Origin of the sequence: Stenotrophomonas sp. A3_2 (assembly GCF_036624925.1) — a bacterium.
Lineage (GTDB): Bacteria > Pseudomonadota > Gammaproteobacteria > Xanthomonadales > Xanthomonadaceae > Stenotrophomonas > Stenotrophomonas hibiscicola.
Genome location: NZ_JAZKVY010000358.1, coordinates 142,802 through 167,392, shown reverse-complemented (window position 1 = coordinate 167,392; position 24,591 = coordinate 142,802). Strand labels below are relative to the sequence as shown.

At 67.1% G+C, this 24,591-nt stretch carries 16 protein-coding genes; 3 read left to right on the top strand and 13 right to left on the bottom strand.

Annotation, left to right across the window (positions count from 1 at the left end; all coding sequences use genetic code 11):
• Nucleotides 1-10 precede the first annotated feature (10 nt).
• Nucleotides 11-1,963, bottom strand: coding sequence for a sialate O-acetylesterase (locus tag R5H29_RS19975; protein ID WP_332329775.1), 1,953 nt, complete (start codon nt 1,961-1,963; stop codon nt 11-13).
• A 32-nt stretch (nt 1,964-1,995) separates the two neighbouring features.
• Nucleotides 1,996-4,170 carry an alpha-glucuronidase family glycosyl hydrolase gene (locus tag R5H29_RS19970; protein ID WP_332329712.1) on the bottom strand — a complete coding sequence of 725 codons (2,175 nt, stop codon included), beginning with the start codon at nt 4,168-4,170 and terminating at the stop codon, nt 1,996-1,998.
• A 92-nt stretch (nt 4,171-4,262) separates the two neighbouring features.
• Here R5H29_RS19970 and R5H29_RS19965 point away from each other — a divergent pair, with 92 nt between their 5' ends.
• Nucleotides 4,263-5,315 carry a LacI family DNA-binding transcriptional regulator gene (locus R5H29_RS19965; protein WP_171953080.1) on the top strand — a complete coding sequence of 351 codons (1,053 nt, stop codon included), beginning with the start codon at nt 4,263-4,265 and terminating at the stop codon, nt 5,313-5,315.
• A 20-nt stretch (nt 5,316-5,335) separates the two neighbouring features.
• Here R5H29_RS19965 and R5H29_RS19960 read toward each other — a convergent pair whose 3' ends face one another.
• The 8 genes from R5H29_RS19960 to R5H29_RS19925 form a co-directional block, all read right to left on the bottom strand.
• Nucleotides 5,336-7,894 (bottom strand): exo 1,3/1,4-beta-D-glucan glucohydrolase, encoded by a 2,559-nt coding sequence (locus R5H29_RS19960; RefSeq protein ID WP_332329711.1) that lies wholly within the window; start codon nt 7,892-7,894, stop codon nt 5,336-5,338.
• Complete coding sequence (locus tag R5H29_RS19955; RefSeq protein WP_332329710.1) at nt 7,891-9,300, bottom strand: sugar porter family MFS transporter; 1,410 nt, start codon at nt 9,298-9,300, stop codon at nt 7,891-7,893. The genes R5H29_RS19960 and R5H29_RS19955 overlap by 4 nt, the downstream gene beginning before the upstream one ends.
• A gap of 31 nt (nt 9,301-9,331) precedes the next feature.
• Entirely contained in the window at nt 9,332-10,666 is a 1,335-nt protein-coding gene (gene xylA, locus R5H29_RS19950; protein WP_134729237.1) for a xylose isomerase, read from the bottom strand.
• Between the two features lie 43 nt (nt 10,667-10,709).
• The gene (gene xylB, locus R5H29_RS19945) at nt 10,710-12,203 is read right to left on the bottom strand and encodes a xylulokinase (protein WP_332329709.1); all 1,494 of its coding nucleotides are present in this window, start codon (nt 12,201-12,203) and stop codon (nt 10,710-10,712) included.
• Nucleotides 12,204-12,367: 164 nt separating this feature from the next.
• A complete protein-coding gene (locus R5H29_RS19940; RefSeq protein WP_233654111.1) occupies nt 12,368-13,897 on the bottom strand; it encodes a tryptophan halogenase family protein in 1,530 nt (509 codons plus the stop codon).
• A gap of 14 nt (nt 13,898-13,911) precedes the next feature.
• On the bottom strand, nt 13,912-14,934 hold the full coding sequence (locus R5H29_RS19935) for a cupin-like domain-containing protein (protein WP_164143764.1): 1,023 nt from the start codon (nt 14,932-14,934) through the stop codon (nt 13,912-13,914).
• Between the two features lie 3 nt (nt 14,935-14,937).
• A complete protein-coding gene (locus R5H29_RS19930) occupies nt 14,938-15,696 on the bottom strand; it encodes a SapC family protein (RefSeq protein ID WP_164143765.1) in 759 nt (252 codons plus the stop codon).
• Between the two features lie 129 nt (nt 15,697-15,825).
• Entirely contained in the window at nt 15,826-18,954 is a 3,129-nt protein-coding gene (locus R5H29_RS19925; protein WP_332329708.1) for a TonB-dependent receptor, read from the bottom strand.
• 421 nt (nt 18,955-19,375) lie between these two features.
• Here R5H29_RS19925 and R5H29_RS19920 point away from each other — a divergent pair, with 421 nt between their 5' ends.
• Entirely contained in the window at nt 19,376-19,936 is a 561-nt protein-coding gene (locus R5H29_RS19920; RefSeq protein WP_134734826.1) for a fasciclin domain-containing protein, read from the top strand.
• Nucleotides 19,937-20,032: 96 nt separating this feature from the next.
• Here R5H29_RS19920 and R5H29_RS19915 read toward each other — a convergent pair whose 3' ends face one another.
• Both R5H29_RS19915 and R5H29_RS19910 read right to left on the bottom strand, forming a co-directional pair.
• The gene (locus R5H29_RS19915; protein ID WP_010485683.1) at nt 20,033-20,245 is read right to left on the bottom strand and encodes a hypothetical protein; all 213 of its coding nucleotides are present in this window, start codon (nt 20,243-20,245) and stop codon (nt 20,033-20,035) included.
• 106 nt (nt 20,246-20,351) lie between these two features.
• Nucleotides 20,352-21,533: a serine hydrolase domain-containing protein gene (locus tag R5H29_RS19910; RefSeq protein ID WP_332329707.1), complete on the bottom strand. Its 1,182-nt coding sequence runs from the start codon at nt 21,531-21,533 to the stop codon at nt 20,352-20,354.
• A 300-nt stretch (nt 21,534-21,833) separates the two neighbouring features.
• Between R5H29_RS19910 and R5H29_RS19905 the strand changes: the two genes are divergently transcribed.
• Entirely contained in the window at nt 21,834-23,081 is a 1,248-nt protein-coding gene (locus R5H29_RS19905) for an arsenic transporter (RefSeq protein WP_332329706.1), read from the top strand.
• Nucleotides 23,082-23,106: 25 nt separating this feature from the next.
• Here the strand turns inward: R5H29_RS19905 and R5H29_RS19900 are convergent, their stop codons facing one another.
• Nucleotides 23,107-24,540 carry a porin gene (locus R5H29_RS19900; protein WP_332329705.1) on the bottom strand — a complete coding sequence of 478 codons (1,434 nt, stop codon included), beginning with the start codon at nt 24,538-24,540 and terminating at the stop codon, nt 23,107-23,109.
• Nucleotides 24,541-24,591: the final 51 nt, after the last annotated feature.

The window sequence follows — 24,591 nt, the reverse complement described above, 5'->3', positions numbered from 1 at the left end:
GACAACGTCATCATCGTCGGGCCTCGGCTTCGGCAATGGGAAGTTCGAACGGGCCGGCCGGCGCCCCGCTGCGGTCGCGCAGCGTGCACACCGGGCCATCGGCCCAGCAGTAGCGCACATGCGTTGCGCGCGTGGACAGCGGGCCGCGCAGCAGGATCCGGCGCGCATCCAGTCCGGCATCGGCGTACTCGCAGTGGCGCGTATGGCCCCTGGCCTCGCACAGTTCAAAGCCGATCGGACGCAGTGCGCCGGTCGCGGTGAGCGCGCCTTCGACATCCTCGAACGCAATGGCGACGCCCGTGGGCGTCCGCACGGCGGTGACCGCTCGCGGGCCCGACGGTGCCACGCCCTGCTCGCCGTACACCACATGGCGCGCCACGCGCGCCAGGCGGCGCCCGAGCTCCTGCTTGTTCGGCGGATGGATGTCGTAGGCATCGCCGATGTCGATGGCAATGGCGAGTCCGCTCCGCGCATCCTCGGCGGCGACGCGCCGCTGCGCCTCGCGCACCTGCGCCCAACCGCTGTCGGCAGGCGCAACCGGCGGCTGGCCATAGTTGGCCAGCTGCACGAGCAGCAGTGGCGTGCGTGCACCGAACTGACGCCGCCAATCGTCGCGCAGCGCACGCAACGGCGCCGCGTATGCCGCGCCATCACCGGTGTTCGATTCACCTTGGTACCACAGCATGCCGCGCAGCCCGAAACCGCCGAGCGGCGCGATCATTCCGTTGTACAGCGTCGACAGCCCGGTGGCGGCCTGCCAGGGGGCAAACGGCGGCGCCTGTTGGCCCGGCGCAACCCGATACATCCACGGTCCCTGCAGTGGCACCCGCTCGCCGGTATCGAACTGCAGGCCGTGTGCCGTTGAAGGACCGGCCAGGCCGCCTTCGCCGTAGGTGTCCAGCACGTTGACCGCAATGCTGTTGGATCCTGCCTTCAGCAGGCCATGTGGCAACGGGTAGCGCCTCTCGCCGGCGCCGTACTGGCTGCCGACGGCGACCCCGTTCACCCAGGTCACGTCCACCTCGTCGGCCGATGCCAGCTCCAGGGTCGCGCCGCGTGCGGCCTGTTCAGCGCTCAGCATCACCTGCGTGCGATACCAGACCATGCCGTTGTAGTCGGCAAGTGCGGGCTCGTTCCACCGCTCCCATGCGCCCAGTGTGGCCGGTGCGCGCGACCATCCGCGGTCATCGGCATCCGCGCGCCATGAGGCGTCGCCGGGCAGCGTGCCCTCGCGTGTGGCCCACCAGTGCTGCCAGTAGCGGCCCCAGGCCGCGCGTGCCTCCAGCGGATCACGCGCAGACCGCGCGAGGATATCGAGTGCCTCATCCAGGCCGCCCTGCCCGCGCAGTGCACCAACGCTGGTCCAGGCCTCGATCCGCGAGCCACCCCACGCCGCCTCGATCAGCCCCATCGGCACGTCGACCGTGCGCTGCAGTTCGCGCGCGAAGTAGAAGCAGGTGGCGGAGAAGTCGCGCACCGCATCAGGCGTTGCCGATGTCCAGGCAGTGCTGTCGTTGAAGGTCTCCTGTGCCTGCACGGCGGCGTGCTGCGGCACGGTGAACAGCCGGATCCGTGGCATCGTGGCTGCGGCAATCTCGCTGGCTGCGTTGAGCGAGCGCCACACCGGCAGTTCCATGTTCGACTGGCCCGAGCACAGCCACACGTCGCCGACCAGCACGTCGCGCGCCGTTTGCCGGCGCGTTCCGTCGTTTACCTCCAGCGTGTAGGGACCGCCAGCGGCGACCGGGTACAGCATCGCCTGCCAGCGGCCTGCGGCGTCCGCCCGGCTGCTCACCGCCTGCCCCGCAAACGTCACGGAAACCGGCTGCCCAGGGCTTGCGTGCCCCCAGACCGCAATGGGCCGGTCACGCTGCAGGACGGCGTGATCCCTGAACAGCGGATGCAGCAGTCCCGTCGTCTCCCGCGCCGCGGCCGGCATCGCCACTACTGCCGCAGCCATCATCAACAGCACACACCCGACCGCTCCGAACCTGCTCATCGGCCATCCCCCGGTGCGAACGGAAACTGCAACGCCTGGTAGTACGACAATGGCTGCGGCGGTGGCCGTTCGCCGGCGGGCAGTGGCCGTCCGCTGAGCGACTGGAAGTACGCCACGCTGGCGTCACGCCACCATTGCGCTTCGTCGTGCTGGATCTGCAGGAACGCAGTAACGTGCCGATGCCGCTGCGGATCGATCCGGTCGCGCAGGCCGGCCCAGGTGTCCTGCATCGACCGCACCTGGCGCACACCCCGCGAATAGCGCCCGACCAGCTCATCCCAGAGCGTCCTGCCCGAGCGCATGCGGTGATCCCACGGCACATGATGGAACCACAGCAGCAGCGACTCGGGCACCCGCTCGGGGTCGCCATAGACCTCGGCGACCTGCGGGGCGTACTGGCCCACGGCGTTGCTTCCGCCGGCGCTGCGGTCAAAACCGATGCCCTGGCTGTCTGCGCGGTGGTAGTACACCGACGTCCAGTCCGCACGTGGGCCTCCGTCCACCCAGGGGCCGGGACCGTAGTGATGGCCGCGTGCCATCAGGTGGTGCAGGCCCAGCGGCGTCATGTAGTCCACTGCCGCCTCGCGCGAGTCCATCATCATCCGCACGATCGGGCCGGTCACCTGCGGGTCGGGCGAGAACGTCAACGCTGCCCAGTCTTCGGCAATCGCGCGCGCGGATTGCTGCGGGTTCCAGGCCAGCCGGCCGAAGGCGTACCAGTTGGCCTGGTCGAAGTGCGAGCCACTCCAGGTGCGGTCCACGCCGATGTTGGCGACGCCGGCAATACCGGTCAGTGCGTGGCCTTCCAGCGAGCCATCGATCACGCGGGCAACCGTGGAGCCCTCGCCGCGGGCATGGGTGTCGGCCTGCAGCACTTCCTCGTAGAGCGTTCCCAGGTAGACCAGGTGCGTCGCAAAACCCAGGTATTCCTTGGTGATCTGCAGTTCCATCATCAGCGGCGTGCGTGGCATCGCGCCGAACAGCGGATGGAACGGCTCGCGCGGCTGGAAGTCGATTGGGCCGTTCTTCACCTGCACGATCACGTTGGGGCGGAAGGCACCGTCCAGCCCGACAAACTCGCTGTACGCCTGCTTGGCGCGATCTTCGGGAACCTCGTGCGAATACACGAAGGCCCGCCACATCACCACGCCGTTGTAGGGTGCCAGCGCGTCGGCCAGCAGGTTGGCGCCGTCGGCATGGGAACGACCGTAATCCTGCGGGCCGGGTTGCCCCTCCGAGTTCGCCTTGACCAGGAAGCCGCCGAAATCCGGAATGCGCGCATGGATCTCATCGACCTTGTCGCGCCACCAGCGCCGCACGCCGGGATCCAACGGGTCAGCCGTCGCCAGGCCGCCGAGCTCGATGGGCGCACTGAAGCGTGCGCTCAGGTAGACCCGGATGCCATAGGGGCGGAACAGGTCGGCCAGCGCGGCGGCTTTGGCCAGATAGGCCGGCGACAGGCTCAGCGCACTGGCGTTGACGTTGTTGAGGACGGTGCCGTTGATGCCGAGCGAGGCGTTGGCACGGGCGTAGTCGGTGTAGCGCGGGTCACGCCACTGCGGCAACGTCTGCCAGTCCCAGAGGGAGCTGCCTGCATAGCCACGCTCGACGTAACGATCCAGGTTGTCCCAATGGTCGAGCACACGCAGTGCGACCCGCGGCGACTCCCGCACGTCCAGCCCCTGCAGCGGCATGCCACGCTGCAACAGGCGCAGCAGATGGAACGTGCCATACAGCACGCCGACATCCCGGCGTGCCGCCACCAGCAGTACATCGCGCCCCTCGATCCGGACCCGCCGGATCAGGAAGCCCTCGTCGCCCATCGTGGCAACCTCGTTGCCGAACGCGGCGACCAGCGCCGAAGACTGCGGCGTACCCAGCACCAGGGCATGGTCAGTACTGATTGCCGTTCGCATTGGCGGCGCCGTTCCCAGCAATCCAGGGAGGCTGCGCGCAAGCTCGTCGCGGGTAGCGCGCTGCATCGGCGTGCCATCCGGGGCCACCACTTCGGCCAATTGCCGCCGGTAATCGGCAGCGACCGTTGCGGCAATCGGCTGGTAGCGCATCCACAGCCCGTAGCCATCCTCCGCCCGCGCCACGCCAGCACAGGCCAGCAGCACGACCACGGCCCACAGGCGCGTGCCGACAGCACGCAACAAGGGCGTTAACATGCGCCTTTGTAGACTACGTCCGGGCCCGGGGCAGCGCATCATCGTCCTTCGCACCCCCGCGGCAGCGCCACCAAGAACAAAGGGATCGTGCATTGGACAAGCCGAAGAAATCGGTTCGCCGCAGAACCGCAGGCGTGACGATCGACGAGGTTGCGGCCCTTGCCGGCGTTTCGCCGATGACCGTGTCGCGGGTGATCAACCAGGGCAAGGTGCGCGACGTCACCCGCGAGCGCGTGCTGCGCGCCGTGCGTGAGCTGGGCTATACGCCCAATCTTGCCGCCAGTTCGCTGGCCGCCGCACAGCACACGCGCATTGCGCTGATCTACACCAACCCCAGCGGCGCCTACCTGCGCGAACTGCTGGTGGGCCTGCTGCGCGTCGCCTCCAGTTCCGCCATCCAGCTGGTCATCGACTATTGGGACAACCTGGATGCCGAATCCGAACGCAGGGCGGCGCGCGCGCTCGCCGGACGCGTCGACGGGGTGATCCTGCCGCCGCCGCTCTGCGAATCGCAGGCCGCCGTAAGCGAACTGGTCAAGGCTGGCATTCCAGTGGTGGCCATCGCATCGGGTCGCCTGAGCGAAGCCCTGTCCTGCGTCCGCATCGACGATTTCAGTGCGGGCAGAGAAATGACCGAGCACCTGCTCCGGCAGGGACACACCCGCATCGGCTTCATCCGAGGGCGCGATGACCTGAGCGCCAGTGCGCTCCGCTACGACGGCTTCGTCACCGCCCTGCGCGAGGCCGGGCTGGCGGTGGACCCCGGCCTGGTCCAGCACGGTGACTACACCTACCGGTCCGGCCTGGCTGCTGCCGAAAAGCTGTTGTCCCAGCGCCGGCCACCGACCGCGATTTTCGCCAGCAACGACGACATGGGCGCCGCCGCCATCTCCGTGGCGCATCGGCGCGGGCTGGAAGTGCCGCGCGACCTGTCGGTCGTGGGTTTCGATGACACCTCGGCCGCCACCACCGTATGGCCGGAACTGACCACGATCCACCAGCCCATCGCCTCGATGGCCAACGCGGCCGTCGACATCCTGCTGCGCACCATCCGCCGTCCGGCGGGGGACGCAACGGTGCTGCGCGATCATGTGATGCCGCATCGGCTGATCGCACGCGGTTCGGTAGCCGCGCCGCCCCGGTAGCGGTAGCGGTAGCGGAGGCATCATGGACCGCATCCGAGGGTGACCTCGGCTTCGTTCAGTGCGCCCAGCGCGACGCGTGATACGGAAATCGTCATCGCATCGTCCGTCACCACTGACCACGGTCGGTCGATCGCGTCCAGCTTGGCGCCCGCCGTGGCCAGGCACTTCAGCGGCACGCCAACGCGCTTCCACTGGCCTTGTGGAAGCGCCGCCAGCGATGGCCCGATGGCGATGCGTGCCGAGCAGCCCACGCCGCAACCGACCGACAGCCACACCTCACCCTGCGGCGCAACGTCGACCCGCAGCGTGGTCAGCAGCATCAGGTCGCCGTTCGATTCACGCCGCAGGTCCAACGCCGTGTGCGACTGCAGTGCCGCGCCGGCTTCGCCATTGCCCGACCAGGCCAGACGTCGCCCATCCTCCTGCGCCAGATGATCCACGCCGGTGATCTTCAGCCGATCATCGGGCAATGCGTCCGGCACGCGGGTCACGGTCAGGCCCTGGCCAGCAGCATCCTCGATCCGCAGCGCCATGCCAGGACCCGCGTCACCGCGCGCGAAGAACACGCCCGTCGCGCCCTCGTTGCCGGTCACGCCCGATGCCTCCGGCAGCGCGGCCAGGTCGCCGTTGTCGGCGTAGGTCAGGCCGAAGCCGAACGCAAACAATGGATCGCAGTCCTTTTGGCCCACGTTGTTGGCGTACTGGGTGGCAGTGCGCGGCCAGCTGAAACTGAGCTTGCCCTTGAAATCGTACTGCACGCGGCCATCGCTTCCGCGCAGCAGCACATCGGCAATCCCGGCGCCTTCCGAACCCGGCAGCCACGCAGCCACGAAAGCATCGGCGGCATTGATTTCCCGGTTCACCCAGAGCGGCCGCCCGCTCAGGAAAACCGCAACAACCGGTATGCCGTCGGCCTTGAGCCGCTTGAGCAGCGCCAGGTCCGTTTCGTTGCCGGGCTTGTAGGCCAGCGTCGGCCGGTCTCCCTGGAACTCGGCATAGGGGTCTTCGCCAAACACCACCACCGCCACATCGGGCTTCACTGCATAGCGACCGTCAACGGCAAGCACGGCTTCACCACCGGCCGCGCTGGCCTGGCGTGCGATGCCCTCGTAGATCGTGTCCGCATTGGGGAAGTCCTTGCGGGTGGTGCCGGTGCCCTGCCAGTTGAGCGTCCAGCCGCCCGCCTGCTTGCCGACATCGTTGGCACCGTCGCCGGCCACGAGGATCCGCTGCTTCGGAGACAGCGGCAGGACGTGGTCCTGGTTTTTCAACAGGACCAGCGATTCGCGCACGGCCTGCCGGGCGACCGCGCGATGTTCCGGCGCGCCGATCAGTGCGAACTGCCCGCCGACGGCCCGCGTGGATGGCCTGCCGGCCTCGAACAGCCCAAGGCGGAACTTGACCCGCAGGATCCGGCGCACTGCATCGTCCAGCCGCTGCGTCGTGATCCGGCCGTCCTTGACCGCAGCCAGCGTCGTCTCGTAGAAGCCCTTCCAGCTGTCCGAAGCCATCGCCATGTCCAGGCCCGCGATGATGGTGGCCGGGCAGTCTGTGGTGGTGCAGCCCTTGACCTGTCCATGACCATTCCAGTCACCCACCACGAAGCCACCGAAGTTCATGCGGCCCTTGAGCACATCGGTGAGGTAATGCCGGTGCCCATGCATCTTTTCACCGTTGACGCTGTTGAACGACGCCATTGCGGTCTGCGCGCCGGCGGCGATTGCCGGCGGGTATCCGGCCGCGTGGATGCGCACCAGATCTGACTCGCTGATACGGGTGTCGCCCTGGTCCTTGCCGTCAGTGGTGCCCCCATCGCCCAGGAAGTGCTTCACCGACGCGATCACATGGCGGCCATCGAGGAACTCCGGTGTTCCCACCCTGCCCTGCAATCCCTCCACCATGGCGCCCGCGTAGCTGGCCACCACCTCGGGCGATTCCGAGTAGCCCTCGTAGGTTCGGCCCCAGCGATCATCCTGGGGTACCGCAACGGTCGGCGCGAACGTCCACTCCATGCCGGTGACGCGGGTCTCCAGCGCGGTGATGCCACCGATCTGCCGCAGCAGCTCCGGATTGCGCGTGGCGCCCAGCCCGATGTTGTGCGGGAACAACGTGGCACCCATGATGTTGCTCTGCCCGTGCACGGCATCGATGCCGAACAGCAGAGGGATGGGCTTGCCGCCTTTGGACGTATCCATGGAGGCGTCGTAGAACGCGTCGGCCAGCGCCAGCCATTCGGCCGGCGAGGCGTCATAGCGGCCGCCGGGATCGGAGTTGCCTCCGGCCAGGATCGAGCCGAGCCGGTAGCGGCGCACATCATCTGGAGTGACGCTGGCGATGTCGCCCTGCACCAGCTGGCCGACCTTTTCCTCCACCGTCATGCCGGCCATCAGGTCGGTGATGCGCTTCTCCAGTGCCGGATCCGCGGCCAGCGGCCAGGCGACCTTCGGCCAGGGATCATTGTCGGTGGCTGCGGCGGCGGCAGCCCGGTCCTGGCCGCGGCAGCCGAGCAATCCCAGCATCAGTGCGGCGACCAGCGCGCCGCTGCGGATTACCAAGGCCTGCGATGTCATGGTGCTCATCCTTCCATCTGCTCCAGTTCCTTGCCCTTGGTCTCGTGCACATGCCGGACGACGAAGATCACCGAGATCACGGCAGCCACCAGGTAGATGCCGTAGGTGGCCGCCAGCCCTGCCGCGGCCAGCAGCATCGGGAACGTCACCGTGACCACGAAGTTGGAGGTCCACTGCGCCGCGCCGGCGACTGCCAGTGCCGAACCGCGGATCTGGTTCGGGAACATCTCGCCCAGCATCACCCACATCACCGGTCCCCAGGACAGATTGAAGAACACGACATAGGCATTGGCCGCCACCAGTGCCAGCGTGCCCATGCGGCCGGGCAGCTGCAGATGCCCGTCGGCCAGCGAACCGCTGGCAAACGCCACCACCACCAGTGCAAGCGACAGCGACATCCCGGCCGAGCCGAACCACAGCAGGGGTTTGCGGCCGATCCGGTCAATCAGCAGCACGGTGACCCCGCAGGCACCGATGCTCAGCGCGCCGGACAGCACGTTGATCAGCAGCGCGTCGTTTTCGGAAAAGCCGACCGCCTGCCACAGCACGGCGCCGTAATAGAACACCACGTTGATGCCGACCAGCTGCTGGAAGCAGGCCAGCCCGACGCCGACCCAGACAATCGGGCGGATCCGCCCTGTCGCCCGGCTCTTCAGGTCGGACAGTCGAGGGCGATGATGGTCGTTGGACAACGAGGCATCGATCTCCTCGAGCGTGGCGCGGGCCTTGTCGCTGCCCAGCAGCCGGGTCAGCACCCGCAGCGCATCGTCCTTGCGCCGCTTCACCACCAGGTAGCGCGGGCTCTCAGGAATGGTCAGCAACAGCAGCAGGAACAGCAGCGATGGCGCGGCCTGCATCCAGAACATCCAGCGCCAGGCGGCCTGCCCGCCCCACAGCGGTTCGGTCGACGCGCCCGCTGCGGCCGCCAGCAGGTAGTTGGACAGGAAGGCAGCGGTGAGGCCGGTGATGATCGCGATCTGCTGCACGGTAGCCAGGCGGCCGCGATAGCGGGCCGGAGCGACCTCGGCAATGTAGGCCGGCGAGATCACGCTGGCCGCGCCGACCGCGAATCCACCGACCACCCGCGCGGCAATGAACCAGCCCGACGACACCGCCGCCCCGGCACCGAGTGCCGACAGCAGGAACATCACTGCCGACAGGATCAGCACGTTGCGACGGCCCAAGCGGTCGGCCAGCCGGCCTGCACTGAACGCGCCCACCGCACAGCCCAGCAGCATCGACGCGATCTCGAACCCCTGCATCCACTCACCGGACCGGAACGCCTGGTGCAGGCCATCCTGGGTACCGTTGATCACGCCGCTGTCGAAGCCGAACAGAAAACCGCCAATCGTCGCCACCACGCTGATCAGTACGATCAGCCGCGTGTTCTCACCGCTGCCTGCTGCCTGGTTCATCCCCGTCCCCTTGAGTGCGCCGTTGCCGCGCTCAGCGCAGCAGGTACTGGTTGAGCAGGTTTTCGTAACGCTCCTGCTTGCCGCTGGCCTGGCGCGGTTCGCCGAGGCGGGCGGCCAGTGCCGCCAGGTCCGGCAGGCTGAGCGTGCCACGCTCGAAATCCTGGCCGGCGCCGGAATCGAAGCTGGCGTAGCGCTGCGCACGCCATTGCTCCCACGGCGACTCGGTCAGCAGTGCATGGGCAACCTCCAGGCCGCGTGCGAACGCGTCCATGCCACCAATGTGGGCAATGAACAGATCCTCCAGGTCGGTCGACTCACGGCGCACCTTCGCATCGAAGTTCAACCCGCCCTCCAGCCCACCCTGGCGCAGCACGACCAGCATCGCGCCCACGGTGTCGTACAGATCGCTGGGGAACTGGTCGGTGTCCCAGCCGTTCTGCGCGTTGCCGCGGTTGGCATCGATGCTGCCGAGCAGGCCATGATCGGACGCGACCTGCAGGTCGTGCTCGAAGGTATGGCCGGACAACGTGGCGTGGTTGGCCTCGATGTTGAGCTTGAAGTCCTTGTCCAGCCCGTGTTCCTTCAGGAAGCCCACCACCGTGGCACTGTCGAAGTCGTACTGGTGCTTCATCGGCTCCATCGGCTTGGGCTCGATCAGGAAGTTGCCCTTCAGGCCGATGCTGCGGCCATAGTCGCGGGCCATGGTCAGGAAGCGTGCGAAGTGCTCGATCTCGCGCTTCATCTGCGTATTGGCCAGCGACGCATAGCCCTCGCGCCCGCCCCAGAACACGTAGTGCTCGCCACCGAGTTCGACCGTGGCCTCCAAGGCGGCCTTGACCTGCACCGCGGCGCGGGCCACCACGGCGAAATCGGGATTGGTCGATGCACCGTTCATGTAGCGCGGGTGCGAGAACAGGTTGGCCGTGCCCCACAGCAGCTTGACGCCGGTGGCCTCCTGGCGCGCCTTGGCCAGGCCCACCATGTGCGTGAGGTTCTTCTGGTACTGGCCGATATCATCGGCATCCGGCGCCAGGTCGATATCGTGGAAGCACCAGTACGGCACGCCCAGCTTGGTGAAGAACTCGAACGCCGCGTCCACTTTCGCTTCGGCCGTGGCCAGCGGCGAGCCCGCCTCCCACGGGAACTGCCGGGTACCCGGGCCGAACGGATCGTGCCCGGCATTGCAGAAGGTATGCCAGTAGCACACGGCAAAGCGCAGATGCTCCTGCATGGTCTTGCCACCGATGACCCGGTTTGCATCGTAGACCTTGAAGGCAAGCGGATTGTCCGAGCCCTTGCCCTCGAACGGAATGCGGCCGATGCCGGGGAAGTATTCCTTGGCGCCGATGAAGGGCTGCGTGCTCATGGTGCGTGCTCCTGTCGTTGTACGGGGTGTCGTGGAGGAGCCATCAGCCGCGCTGCAGCGGCGTGATGGCATCAAGATGACTGAGGAAGCGTGCGTAGGCCCGTGCATAGGCATCGCTGCGGTCCGGATCCGGGCGCGCGGAGAGCGTGGGATCGACGGTGACGTGCCGTGCGGTGATGTCGCTGATCGAAGTGGCGTTGCCCTGCGATCGGGCGAGCGACCACAGCGCCTGTAGCGCCGCTCCAAACGCCGCGCCTTCGGCCTGCACCGGGACCTCCACGGGCAGGCCGAACACATCGGCCACCAGTTGACGCCAGGCAGCGCTGTTGCTGCCACCGCCGGTGAGTACGATGCGATCAAACTGCATGCCCGCGCGGACGAAGGCGTCGTAGCCGTACCTCAAGCTGTAGGTCGCGCCCTCCATGGCGGCGCGGTAGAGGTGCGCCGGAGTGAAGTTGGCGGTGTCCAGGCCGGCCAGCACACCCTTGCCGAGCGGCAGGTCCGGCGTACGCTCGCCATTGAGGAAGGGCAGCATCACCAGCCCGCCTGCTCCCGGTGGCGTCGCGCGCAGGTGCGCATCGCCGTCGCGAGTGCTGAAGCCGAAGGCACGGGCCACCTGTTCGGTCGCCACGGTGCAGTTCATGGTGCAGATCAGCGGCAGCCATCCTCCCGTGGACGAGCAGAACGCGGCCCAGGCGCCGTCCGCGTCGATCACCGGCGCGCTGGAATAGGCGAACAGCGTTCCAGACGTTCCCAGGCTCATCGCCAGGCGTCCTTCGGTGACGCAGCCAGTGCCGATCGCGGCCATCATGTTGTCGCCGCCGCCAACGGCCACCTTCACCGCCGCTGCAAGCCCGAGCGCGGCCGCGGCCTTCGGCGCGATATCAAACAGGGCGTCGGGTTCGGCGATCGGCGGCAGGCAGGCGGCAAGATCACGATCAGGATCGGTGGCGCGCAGCAGTTCCTGCGACCAGGTGCGTGTGCGCACGTCCAGCCAGCCGGTTCCGGACGCATCGCCAAGCTCGCAGAACCGCTGCCCGGTCAACACGAAATTCAGGTAGTCGTGTGGCAGCAGGATGGTCGCCAGCCGCGCATAGGCGTCGGCACGGTGGATCCGGGTCCAGGGCAGCTTGGACGCTGTGTAGCCGGCCAGGATCGGGTTGCCCGCCAGCGCGATGGTCCGTTGGAATCCTCCCACGGCGTCCATGATCTGGATGCATTCGGCCGAGGTGCTGGTGTCGCACCACAGCTTGGCCGGCGCCAGTACCTCGCCAGCATCATCAACCGGCACGAACCCATGCTGCTGCCCCGATACCGCCAGCGCGACGATGCGAGCGCGCAGCGAGGGGTCGATCCTGGCAAAGCAGTCGCGCAGGGCCGACACCCAGTCGGCAGGCGCCTGTTCACGGCTGCCGTCGGCACCGCTGTCCAGCGTGAGCGGCGCGCTGGTGACGGCGGCCACCGCTTGCGCCTGCGGGTCGTAGACCAGCACCTTCAGGCTCTGCGTCCCTGCATCGATTCCTGCAACCAGACCCATCGAAACCGCCTCCGATCAACAAAAAGGTAGCGCTAACATTCCGTGGACTCAAAAAGGGGGCGTGCTGTCCGGCCCCCTCGTTGCCACCGCACGCGTCATCGCCTGCGGTGTTCCCGCACTGTAACCAGCTGCAGCAGAAAAAGCGTGCTGCAACGCAAAACCTGCTATGCGTTTGCTGCCGTCGAACGCCACACGTCAACGCCGGACCTGCAGTACTGCGCGATGAACTCCGCCTGGGTCGGCATCTGCGCGGCGGCCTGCTGCACCGGCTGCTGGATGCCCTTCAACAGGGTGCGCAGATCGGCGTCGCTCACTGCCCGCGCCAGCGGATGCGGCGGGCCTGGCGGAATGCCCTGCCCGAGCAGCACGCTGGTCCAGGACTCGATGCGGAACAGCTCGCCGGGGTCCTGCCAGGCGTGCGCACGCTCGCGCCACGCCTGCAACCGCTGCTGCAGCGATCCGGGCACGCTCATCTCGCGACACGCCTTCCACATCGGTTCGGTGCGCTGCGTTGCGTGATAGTGCAGGATGATGAAGTCGCGCACGTGCTCCATTTCCTGGCGGCTGACATCGTTGTACAACTGCACCAGCGACGCACTGATGCCGTCGAACGGGAACAACTGGATCAGGCGCACCACCGCGCTGATCGTCAGATGGATGCTGGTCGACTCCAGCGGTTCGATGAAACCGCTGGCCAGCCCGAGCGACACCACGTTCCTGTTCCAGGCCTTCAGCCGGCGCCCGCTGCGGAACGGCACGTTCCATGGGTCGCGCAAAGGTGGAGCCCCTGCATCGCGCAGCAGTTTCGCGGCGGCCTCGTCATCAGACAGATGGCGGCTGTCATACACCAGCCCACAGCCAACGCGGTGCTGCAGCGCGATGTGCCAGCGCCACCCCGCCTCGTGGGCGATCGCCCGGGTATAGGGCACCGGCGGCGCCACCGCTTCGGTCTGCACCGCCACGGCCCGGTCGCACGGAAGCCATTCGTGCCAGTCCTCGTAGCCGGTGCCCAGCGCCTGCTCGATCAGCAGGCCACGGAACCCCGTGCAGTCGATGAACAGATCGCCCTCGATCACCTGGCCGTCGTCCAGTACCAGCGCCTGAACCGAGCCGTCGTGCGCGTGCTGCCTGACCTGGGCGATCCTGCCTTCGATCCGGCGCAGGCCGTTGGCCTCGGCCCTGCCGCGCAGGAACCGCGCATACAGGCTGGCATCGAAGTGATACGCATAGCTGGCCTGCGGCTGGGTGTGCAGCGAGAAGCGGTCGCCGCGCGACGCGATGCTCTCCAGGCAGAAGTCGCCCAGGTCCGAGGGCATGCCGCGGCGCAGGCTGTCCAGCCAGAAGTGATGGAAGGGAGCCGCCCAGGTGCCATGGCCGATGGTGCCGAACGGATGGAAGAAGCGATCCCCGGGCAGCCGCCAGTTCTCGAACGAGATCGACAGCTTGAAGGTGCCGGCCACCGCGCGCAGGAACTCCTGCTCGTCAATCTGCAGGAAGCGATGAAAGGTGCGGATCGGCGGCACGGTGGACTCACCGACGCCGACCGTGCCGATCTGCTCGGACTCGACCAGCGTGATCTGCAGCTGGTCACGGAACTGATGCGCCAGCGCGCAGCCGGCCAGCCATCCCGCTGTACCGCCACCGGCAATGACCACCTTGCGGATGCGCCCTGCAGGCGTGCTTTCGGTATCCAACGCGGTGCCCTCTCTCAACGGTTGAGCCTGCCCAGCAGCATCGCGCGCATGCGGCGGGCGCGCTGCTCGTCGAACGGTGCCAGATCCCCGCGCGCGGCGTCAGGCAGGTGCTGCCCCGCGCGCTCGCCGGGGCCGAATACGTAGTAACGGAAGAGCCCTTCCCAGGCCTGCTTCTCACGCGCTGGCAGGTCGCGCACGGACCACATCGCGTGCTGCAGCGCCGCCAGCGGCGACCCCAGCCAGGCCGGCGAGCTTCGCCACCAGTAGTTCACCAGCACGTTGAACGGCTCCAGGCTGCGTACATGGTGCCACCACATGCTGGGAATGAAGATCGCATCGCCGGGTCCAAGTACCGCGCTGCGTGCATGCGCCAGCGCCTCGCGGAAACGTGGATGCCGATCGAAGTCGGGGCGCTCGAAGTCCACCACGCTGACGACCTGTCCGCCCGGCGTGGGATCGAGCGGGCCCGGATAGAGGTTGTCGATCTGGGCGGGCGGGAACAGGGTGAACTCACGCCGCCCCACCGCGCAGCAGGCGAGGTTGTCGGGTGTGTCGAAATGGCACGAGGCCGTCACCCGGTTGCCGATCCAGATGCTGGCGGTGGCGTCGATGCCCTGCTTCGCCAGCCCGGCGTCGTTGGCCTGCGCGAATGCCGGCAGCAGTGCCCGCTCGATCGGCAGCGAGGCCACGTAATAGGTTGGCGGCCGAGGCGCATGCAGCGTCGTGGCGATCTCTTCCAGCACCTGGGCCAGCACGCCGCGTCGCACTTCGAAGTTCAACCGGGTGAAGTCCGCGCTGTAGAACGGGCGCCCCCCGATCTCGGGGCCGCCGAACGAGTACTGGATGGGCGCACCCGCATCGACGCTGCACAGGTACGCCATTGCGTCCTGCACCCCGCCCAGTCCGGCCTGGACCAGCGGCCAACCGCTGGCGATGCCGCGCAGTACAACCGGCTCACCGGCCTCCACCAGGTCAGCCAATGGCAACGCGGCAGGATCGATGCCTTCCAGGATCCGCATCGGCAGGCGGGCGTGCACCGGTCAGTTCCTGACCGCCTGCGCGGTGCCGTCCTGGACGCGGAGGCGGCGCTGCTTCTCGGCGATCAGGCGGCGCATGTTATGCAGCGAGGCAAGCATCAGGTACGCACCTTCCAGGTAACCGGCGCGGTTCAACGCAGCCAGGCGCGAACTGTCCAGCGCCGCCAGGCGCTCGCGGTCAATGCCGTGCAATCCGCTCACGCCCACCCGGTGGTGCGGCGCGATCTGCACATCAAGCGTGACCGGCTGGATGAGCCCGCAGTCGTCGAGCATCGTGAACATACCGGCCGCGAAGGCACTTCCCTCGTGGATGCCGCGCAGCACGCCGGCGATGTGGTCCAGGTAGGGCGTGTTGCCGCCCTGCGGCAGGAACACCGGCTCACCGGCGCCGACGGTGACGCGCGGATGGTCCAGGTCCACGTGCATCACCGCATCCTGGGTGAGCAGGCCATCGACGTAGTGCTCCTGGAACCCGATCAGGAACGGCCCTTTGGCGGCCGCACCAGGCAGGTAGGAGGCATTCCAGCGCCCGTCCTGCAGGAACAGGTTCTCGTGTTGTTCGAAACCCAGCAGAGCCACGGACTGCCACGCTTCTGACCCGGTTTCCCTGCGCAGGAAGATCGGATACTCACGCTGCAGTTCAGCGAACTCGCTGGGATAGGCCGGCACCATGCCCACCGCATCGCCGAACTGCGGCCCGAATCCGGTGGCGACCTTCAGGTCCCGATGCGCGATGTTGTTGAGCATTTCGTAGCGGGCCATCAGGGTATCCAGTCCAATGCGGGTTGCTGGCCGGCAGGGTAGCGCAGGCGCGACAGGTGCGGCGACACCGTCCCGGCACGGCACCGCTGGCGGGCAGCGGTGCCGTGCCGGACGCATCGGCAACCAGGTTCAGAACTTGTAGCGGACGCCCAGCATGTAGCGCGGGCTCTGGTCTGCCAGCTTGACGATCATCTGCGACGTGCGCGAGCGCCACCGCACATCCTCACCGGTCAGGTTGATCGCCTCCAGGCTGAAGGACCAGTGGTCATCGAGCGCGTAGTTGACGCTGAGATCCCACTGCTCGTACGGCTCCACATAGTACGGATTGCGGCTGGAGCCCTGGTTGGCCAGGATCAGGTACTGATCGCGCCAGTTCCATGCCAGTCGCACCGACCACCCGTACTTCTCGTACATCAGCATGGCGTTGGCGGTGTCGCTCAGGCCGGTGAGCGAGAACTGGTCGATACCCGGATCGCCGCCGTTGTTGTAGCCGACGTCACCTTTCACCACCGTGTAGTTGGCCAGTACGCCGAACCCGGTGTCACCGAAGAAGTACTGCCCGCCCAGCTCCCAGCCGTGCAGCTTGGACTTGTTCTGGTTGATCGGGCGATTGACGTTGAACTGGTACAGCGGATCGTTGGCCTGCCCATACAGATCGTAGGCCGCTTCGGTAGCCAGAACCTGCGCATCGGTTCCGTTGTAGGCGCCCAGGCCAGCAGGATTGTTGCGCAGCAACGCCAGTGCGGTGAACAGCGAGGTGTCGTTGGCCGAGCAGGCGGCCGCGTTGGCCGGCCCGACCTGGGCGACGCAGGCGCCGCTGGTCAGGAAGTCCAACGCCGCCCGTGCATCCGGCCCGGAGGTGGGGTCGGTGAGGCCGTACAGGCTTTCCTGGACGACGGTGTTGCCGATGAAGTTGCTGACCGACTTGTTCCAGTAGGTCAATGACACATAGCTGGCATCGGCGAAGTACCACTCCAGCCCCAGGTCGAGGTTGTCCGATTCCAGCGGCTTCAGGCTCGGGTTCTGGGAATTGCCGCTGGCGCGCGAGGAGGGATCGATCAGCACCGAGCCGAACGGCTGCTGGGCCCCGGGTCCCGCATAGAGATTGCCGTAAGGCGCGCGGGCGATGCTCTTGCCGAACGAAACGCGTCCCTTCAGCTCCTCGGTGAGGTCGATGCTGAAATCAAGGTTGGGCAGGATGTAGCTGTACCGCGCCTTCTCCGTGAAGGGCTGCTGCTCATCGGACAGCACGATGCGGAAATCGTTGTTGGCCTGCCACTCGATGGATTCGGGAACGGCAATGACCGAGGTCGACACCACGTCGGTGGTTTCATAGCGCACGCCCAGGCGGGTGTTGGTGCGCATGCCGCCCAGCTCCCCGTCCAGTTCCACCTGGAAGTACGCCGCCTTGGTCTTCTCTTCCACGAAGTTGTCGGCCGCGCGTTGCGGGTTCACACCCAGGCCGACGCCGTACTCGCCCGATGCCCATTGCGCGAGCTGTCCGGCATTGCCGCGCCAGGCGGGCCAGCTGTTGGCACTGTAGTCGTCGAACAGGCCGACGATGCTGACCGGCTGCAGCAGGTCCATCAGGCCCGCGGCGGTATCCCGGTCCACGTTGGCCACGCCCCAGTCACCCAGGGTGGAGTAGGCCTCGGCGGCCTGGATGCGGTGGGTGGTGGACTTGTTGGTGTCCACGCCGAACTGGAAGCGGCCGTGGTCGAAGTTCCATTCGCCATCGACGCGCGCCTGCTTGATCTCGCTGATCTGGGTCTGCGCGTTGACGCGCAGCACCTGCGTGCCAACCTCGCCTTCCTGGAAGCCCGGATTGACCACGCCATTGGTCCCGGCGACCGCATCGGCGGTGCTGGGATACCAGACCTGGGTGCCAACCGGCAGGCCATTGTTGAAGTTCAATTCCTGCACCCAGGAGCCGCCACAATGCGGGCCACGGGTGCAGTTGTTGGTGCCGGCGATGCTCATGAAGATCGAACCACCGCCGGTCAGCGGATCATTCGGGCGGCTCTCGTTCTTCGAGTTGTGCGCATCGAAGCTGAGCTTGAAGCGGTCGCTGACATTCCAGACGGCGTTGAAGCCCAGCGAGCCCAGCTTGTACTCCTGCATGCTGCGCTGCTGTTCCAGGCCGAAATCCTTGGTGCCGGCGATTTCACGGATGTATACCGGCGTCGCGACGGCGCCACTGGTGTCGAACTCGACGTTGGTGTAGTTGCTGTTCTGCAGCCACATGCCCTGCTCGCCGCGATTCTCGGTGATTTCGTTGGTCGAGTAGGTGTAATCCACGGTCAGGGTCAGGCTGTCCGTCGGTGCGAACTGCAGCACGGCCTGGCCGTTGACGCGTTCGCGTTCGAATTCGGAGAACGCGTAGCGCAGGTCGTTGGGCCGCGCGTAAAGCTGGCCGACGGCCGGGGCATTGACCACGGTCGGGTTGCCCGGCATCGACCCTGTCCACGGCTGCACGTTCCAGTAGTTCTCCGTGGCCTGCACCGAGCCACCCTTGCGCTTCTGCTGGCTCGCGCTGAGGCTGACGCCAAAGGTCTTTTCCGGATTGCTGTAGCTGAAGATGCCCGACAGCTCCGGTGTCAGGTCATTGTTGAACGGCTGACTCTGGTCGGAGACCAGCTTCGCCCCGGCGTTGGCCACGATGCCGGCGTGATCAAGCGGGCGCGAGGTCAGGATGTTGATCGTCGCACCGATGCCACCGCTGGGCACCTGTGCCTGGCTGGTCTTGTAGACCTCGATGCCATTGATGGCCTCGGCGGCCAGCTGCGCGAAATTGAAGGCGCGGGTGCCGCCGTCGACACCGCCGATGGCGACCTGTCCAGAGGCACCGAATGCATCGGCACCCGGCATCTGCCGACCGTTGAGCGTGACCATGTTGAACTGGGGGCCGAAGCCACGCGCGGTCACCTGCGCACCCTCGCCGTCACGGCGCTCGATGGAGATGCCGGTGATGCGCTGCAACGATTCGGCAAGATTGGTATCGGGGAACTTGCCGATGTCCTCGGCGCTGATCGCGTCGACCACGCCCGCCGAGTCGCGCTTGATGTCCATGGCCTGGCTCAGGCTGTTGCGTATGCCCGTGACCTGCACTGCATCGAGCTGGGTGGGCTGCGACTGGCTCTGCGGCTGCTGCCCGGTCGCCGGTGCTGCGTCCTGCGCAAAGGCAGGATTGATGACCAGGGCGCCACCCACGAAGGTGAACATGGCCCGGGACCGGAACTTCGCCAATGCGCGGCTCATGAACCGGACCTCGGGGCCAGGGTGCCGCGGAAACTGCAAGTGCTCATGAAAGTCCCCTCTGACATACGATCGAATGGATGTACCGCCCCCTCCCAGGGGCACGCACGGGCGTGGCCCGCATTCCAAACCGAACAGCACGGGTGCTCGGGCACGCCGCGACTTACACTTGCTTTTCAAGCCTGCCAGGACAAACACGCGGCAAAGAAGGCAGCCCCTGGACCTTGGATCCCCGTCCGACTGGTAGCGCTACCATCGCGTTGCAGCGGAGAGTAATCACCCCGGTTCGCGCTTGTCACCATGCAGCGCAGCAAACCAGCAGCGCGCGGCACAGCTCATGACCCGGCTGCTGCTGCATCCGGTCAGGCGCACCCGACGTAGGAAGGATGCCCGCACTTGCGGGTCATCCAGAAAGGAACGCACCGTGAACGCTCTTCAGCGCATCGCCGCCGCAGTCGGCTTCGCCCTACTCGTTTCGTCCGGCTCCTCAGTTTTCGCCGCCAACGCCGTCATCGTGGGCGGGGCAGAGATGTACCCCACCAGGACCATCGTCGAGAACGCCGTCAATTCCAAGGATCACACCACCCTCGTTGCAGCGGTCAAAGCAGCCGGCCTGGTCGACACCCTCAACGGCGCCGGGCCCTTCACTGTTTTCGCGCCCACCAATGCGGCCTTCGAAAAATTGCCTGCAGGCACTGTCGATACGCTGGTGAAGCCGGAAAACAAGGCACAGCTGACCCGGATCCTGACCTACCACGTCGTCCCGGGCAGCTACAGTTCGGCGCAGCTTCTGGCCGATGCCCGCAAGCACGGCGGCAAGGCCACCCTCAAGACCGTGCAGGGTGAGCCTCTCACCGTGGCGCTCCACGATGGCAAGCTCTGGATCATCGACGCAAAGGGTGGCAAGGCAGGCATCAGCACTGCAGATGTCAGCCAGTCCAACGGCGTCATCCACGTGGTCGACACCGTGCTGATGCCCAAGTAGGCGTCCTCATGCAACGGGCATCCGGCGCGATGCCCGTTGCCCGGGCCGGTCATGCCGCCGTCAACATGCGGATGCGCGGCCGGCATGGCGTAGTGGCTACCACACCGGTCCCAGCAGCTTCGTCACTTCGGCCTCCAGTTTCTGCGCGGCCTCGTCCTGGGAGGCGACCTTGATGCACAACCCCGACTGTGCCGGTCCCGGCACCAGCTGGTAGCGGTTGATGGTGCCGCCACCTTCACCGTCCAGCGCTACCCGCGCCACTACCGTTCGGCCATTGGCGTGGAAGGTCCAGTCCTGATAATCAAACATGCTTCAGTAGGTGTGCGGCCAAGATGTCATCCCACTTTAGGCGGCACGACAGTGAAGAACGCTCCAGGAAGATGTTCAGCGCGTGTGGACATGATGGCGACAGGGCCTATTGCAGTGTCCGCGCCAACTGCAGGACATCGGCGAAGAAGGAGGGATAGTCGTCCTGTGGAGCGTTGTGGCTCTCGCGCCGGTGGATCAGGCGCACTGCGACGACACGCTGTTCCGGAACGATCATCAGGTATTGGCCCAGGTAGCCGTTGGCGGCAAAGCCGACGACCGGCCCCCGTGAGATGTCGTAGAGATCGGCGAGCTTCAGGCCGCGCGCGGAGATCTGGCTGCCGTAGCGCTGGGACCAGTCCGCGCCCAGTTGATCGGCGAGGAAGGCGACCAGCGTGCTGCGGCTTTCGAATACTCGCCCTGCGCTGGCCTGCAGTGCGCGCTGTACGTCGTCGTCCACGCCCCTTTTCACCAGCAGATCCCGTAGCCGGGGCTTGAGCTGGTAGCGTTCCCAGGCCGGTACCCGCCACCACAGCAGCCCAACATCTGGCGCACGGGCGCTTTCGGTCGTCATCAACGCGACCGACTGCTCACTCAGGAGACGTTTGCCATCCGGCGCCACGCCTCCGTCCAGCAACAGTTGCCCGATGGCGGCAAGATCGGCCGCGCGCAGGGACAGCCCGGCCATGCCCAGCGGGGTGCCTGCCTCATCCTTCATCCATGTGTAGTGGGCAATGCCCAGGGGCTTGAACAGGCGCGCGTCCAGATAGGCATCCAGCGGCTCGCCTGCCAGGCGCTCGACAATACCGGGCAGCAGGTTGGTGGCCTTGTTGTTGTAGGAGAACACGGCACCCGGGGCATCGCTCAGCTCGGCGGCCAGTGCCAGCCTGACCAGGTCCGGGGCCCCTTCCAGCTCTTCGCCCGCGTTCGCCACGTTCTGCAGGCCCGAGGTATGGTCCAGCAGCATGCGCACGGTAATGGCGCTCTTCCTGCCCTGCTTCCATTCGGGATAGATCTGGCTGACCGGCGTATCGATCGAAGCCAGCTTTCCTTCGTCCAGCAGCAACGCAATGGCCAGCGCGACGACCGACTTGGTGGCCGACATGAGGTGAACCGATTCCTGCCCCGCGGCGGGCTTCAGCTCAAGCAGCGTCTCCCGGTCGTGCATCACCAGGACCGCATCGGAATGCGCGGCGCGCGCGTTGCGCTCGATCGCGGCAAGGGCTTCGGCACGCATCGCCGCTTGGGTTGGCCCGGCGATGCCGAACACCAGGGCCAGGGCGCAGGACAACCAGCAGGATCTTGGCATCGCAATCTCGTCCAATGAGTGTGTGTGTGCAGCTTGACTACATGTGTAGTCACACTGCAGTGCCTGAAGTCATGCCGTGCTTGAGTGCTGAACGTGGGCTGGGCGCCGCCCCCCGGCCCACCTGCAACGCGGTCGACGGCAGCGGTCGCCATGCCGCGCCGCACGGTATGATGCGGCGACCCGGAACCTGCGATGATTTGCAGCGGCCGCCCATCCGCTGATCGCGCGCGCCAGGCCCCCCCTGCGCCGGGGTCGCTGCAGGTGCCGCTGAAGCCCCACTCCATGCTCGCCCCCCAAGCCCCCCTCGTGATCTGGGCAGCGGTCGCCGTTGCCACCCTCGGTCTGCTGTTCCGTCCTTTCCGCATCCCCGAATATGTGTGGGCGCTGGGCGCTGCCGCCGTGTTGCCGTTGCTGGGCGCAGTGTCGCTGCACACCGCATGGAGCGCAGTGGCCGAAGGCCGCGACGTCTACCTCTTCCTGATCGGCATGATGATGCTGGCCGAACTGGCGCGGCGCGAAGGCCTGTTCGATTGGGTGGCGTTGTACGCGGTCCGGCATGCGGGTGGATCGGGGCGACGCCTGTTCGACCTGGTGTTCCTGGTCGGCACGCTGGTGACAGTCTTTCTTTCCAATGATGCGACAGCCGTGGTGTTGACGCCGGCGGTCTACGCCGCCTGCAAGGCGGCGCGCGCCAATCCCCTGCCCTACCTGTTCGTCTGTGCCTTCATCGCCAATGCGGCCAGCTTCGTGCTGCCCATTTCCAATCCGGCCAACCTGGTGGTGTACGGCCAGCACATGCCGCCGCTGCTGCAGTGGCTGGCGCAGTTCGCGCTGCCGTCGGCGGCGGCGATCGGTGCCACCTATCTGGTCCTGCGCTGGGTGCACCGGCGCGAGATCGCCCAGCCGCTGGTGGCCGCGCCGGCGCATCGCCCGTTGACCGACGGCGGCCGGCTGAGCGCACTGGGCGTGCTGTTCACCGGCACCGTGTTGCTGGTCACGTCCGCCTTGAACGGGCCATTGGGCCTGACCACGTTCTGCGCGGGCACGCTGAGTGTGGCGGTGGTGGCGATCCGCCAGCGGCGCAGCCCGCTGCCACTGCTGCGCCACGTGTCCTGGGGCGTGCTGCCGCTGGTGGCGGGACTGTTCGTGCTGGTGGAAGCGGTGGCGCAGACCGGTATCATCCAGAGCGCGGCCAGCGCACTGCAGGCCGTGGCGCAGGCATCTCCCCGCCAGGCCAGCTGGCTGGCCGGTGGCGCGGCCGCGCTGCTGAGCAACGTGGCCAACAATCTGCCGATCGGCCTGGCCGCCGGTTCGCTGGGCCAGATGGCTGAACTGCCCGCACAGACCCGTGCCGCACTGCTGATCGGCGTGGACCTGGGCCCGAACCTGTCGGTCACCGGCTCGCTGGCCACGATGCTGTGGCTGGTGGCGCTGCGTCGCGAAGGCGAGCATGTCAGCGCGCTCGACTTCCTGCGCGTCGGCGCGCTGGTGATGCCGCCTGCACTCATCGCTGCATTGTTGCTGCTGTGACCAGAATGCAGCCGGCGGCCCGGCCCTAGAAGGCCAACTGCAGACGGGTATTGAAGGTGGTGCCTTCATCCCTGCCCGCAGCACTGCCGCTGCGGTGGCGGGTCTGCCAGCGCACGGCTTCGAACATCACCCGGCTGAAATCGTTGAGGTACCAGTTCGCGCCCAGCGTCCACGCGTGGCCGGTACCACCACTGGGCAGTTCGGCATAGTCCACGTCCTCATAGCGGCCCTTCAGCTCCCACGCGCCACTGCCGCCGCGCGTCACCGGATCGGCCACCTTTACCTTGCCCCACGTGCCGGCCTTGCCCGAGTAGGACGGCAGCGCGCCCACCAGGAACCAACCAGCGGAGATCGCCCACGCCTCGTGGTCGCGATCATAGCGCCCGCCGGCATCGGCCCCGCGCAGGCTTCGCGTACCCCACTCGCCGGTTGCCCACGCCGGGCCGAAGAAGCCGGCCAGTTCCGCACCGTAGGCGGTGCTGCGCTCGGCGCCCACCAGCGTGCCCGGTGTGATCCTGACCAGATCGTTGAAATGCCCCGCGATGGCCGAACTGCGCACCACGCCGGTGGCCCCGGCGGGAATCTTCTCGTGGAAGGCCCATGCGCCCAGATGCACCGTGGCGTCGGCAGTGTCCAGCGGATTCCAGTGGACGCGGGTGGCCCAGGTCTGGCTGTCGTTGTCGGTGCCGGCGTTGTTGAGGTCGTTGCCGGCTACCGACAGGCTGGCATGCCAGCCCTTTCCATACACCCGCTCGGTGAGCCCGACACCGAACAGGCCGCGCTGCGGCAGCATCAGCGTGCCGACCACGTTGCGGTCCTGGAAAGGCGTGTTGGACGTGCTGCTGGAGCCGTCGATACCCCGGTCGTTGAGGCGGTTGCCCACGGTCAGGTCGGCCGGCAGCCCGAACAGGCGGTGGTCCAGGGTGGCGTAGACCGACTTCCACGCCACCGCGTTGTCGGCGAAGTCACCTTCCACCGCCCAGCCGAGGATGCCGTAGCGGCCTTCGGCGCCCAGCCGCACCGAGCGGATCTCGGTACCGGAGATGTTGCGGTCACTCACTGACGATCCGTCTGTGCTGGACGCGTCGACGAACAGGCGTCCGCGCGGACGGAACGCCACGCTGCCATCGGCACTGCTGAACTCCGGCGCACCCTTGGCCCAGGAGACCTTCGGCAGTCTGGACTGGCTGGTTTCCAGTGCGGCCACCCGCGTTTCCAGCGCAGGCGGGGGCGGCGTTGACGGTGCGCCCGCACTGCCCTGCCCGCCCTCCACGGCACGCAGGCGCGCCTCCAATTGCTGGATCTGCAGTGCCTGCTGCTGCACCAAGCGTGACAGCTCAGCCTGGCTCAGCGGCGCGGGCAGCGAGGACGTGGACTGTGCGTCGGCATGGCCACTGGCCAACAGCAGGCCGAGCGCGACCGACAGCGCTGCCAGCGGCAGCACGGTGGAATGGTTCATGGGCTCTCTCTCCGGCCAGCCGGCCGCCTGGCCCGGCGCTGGCCTGTTGCG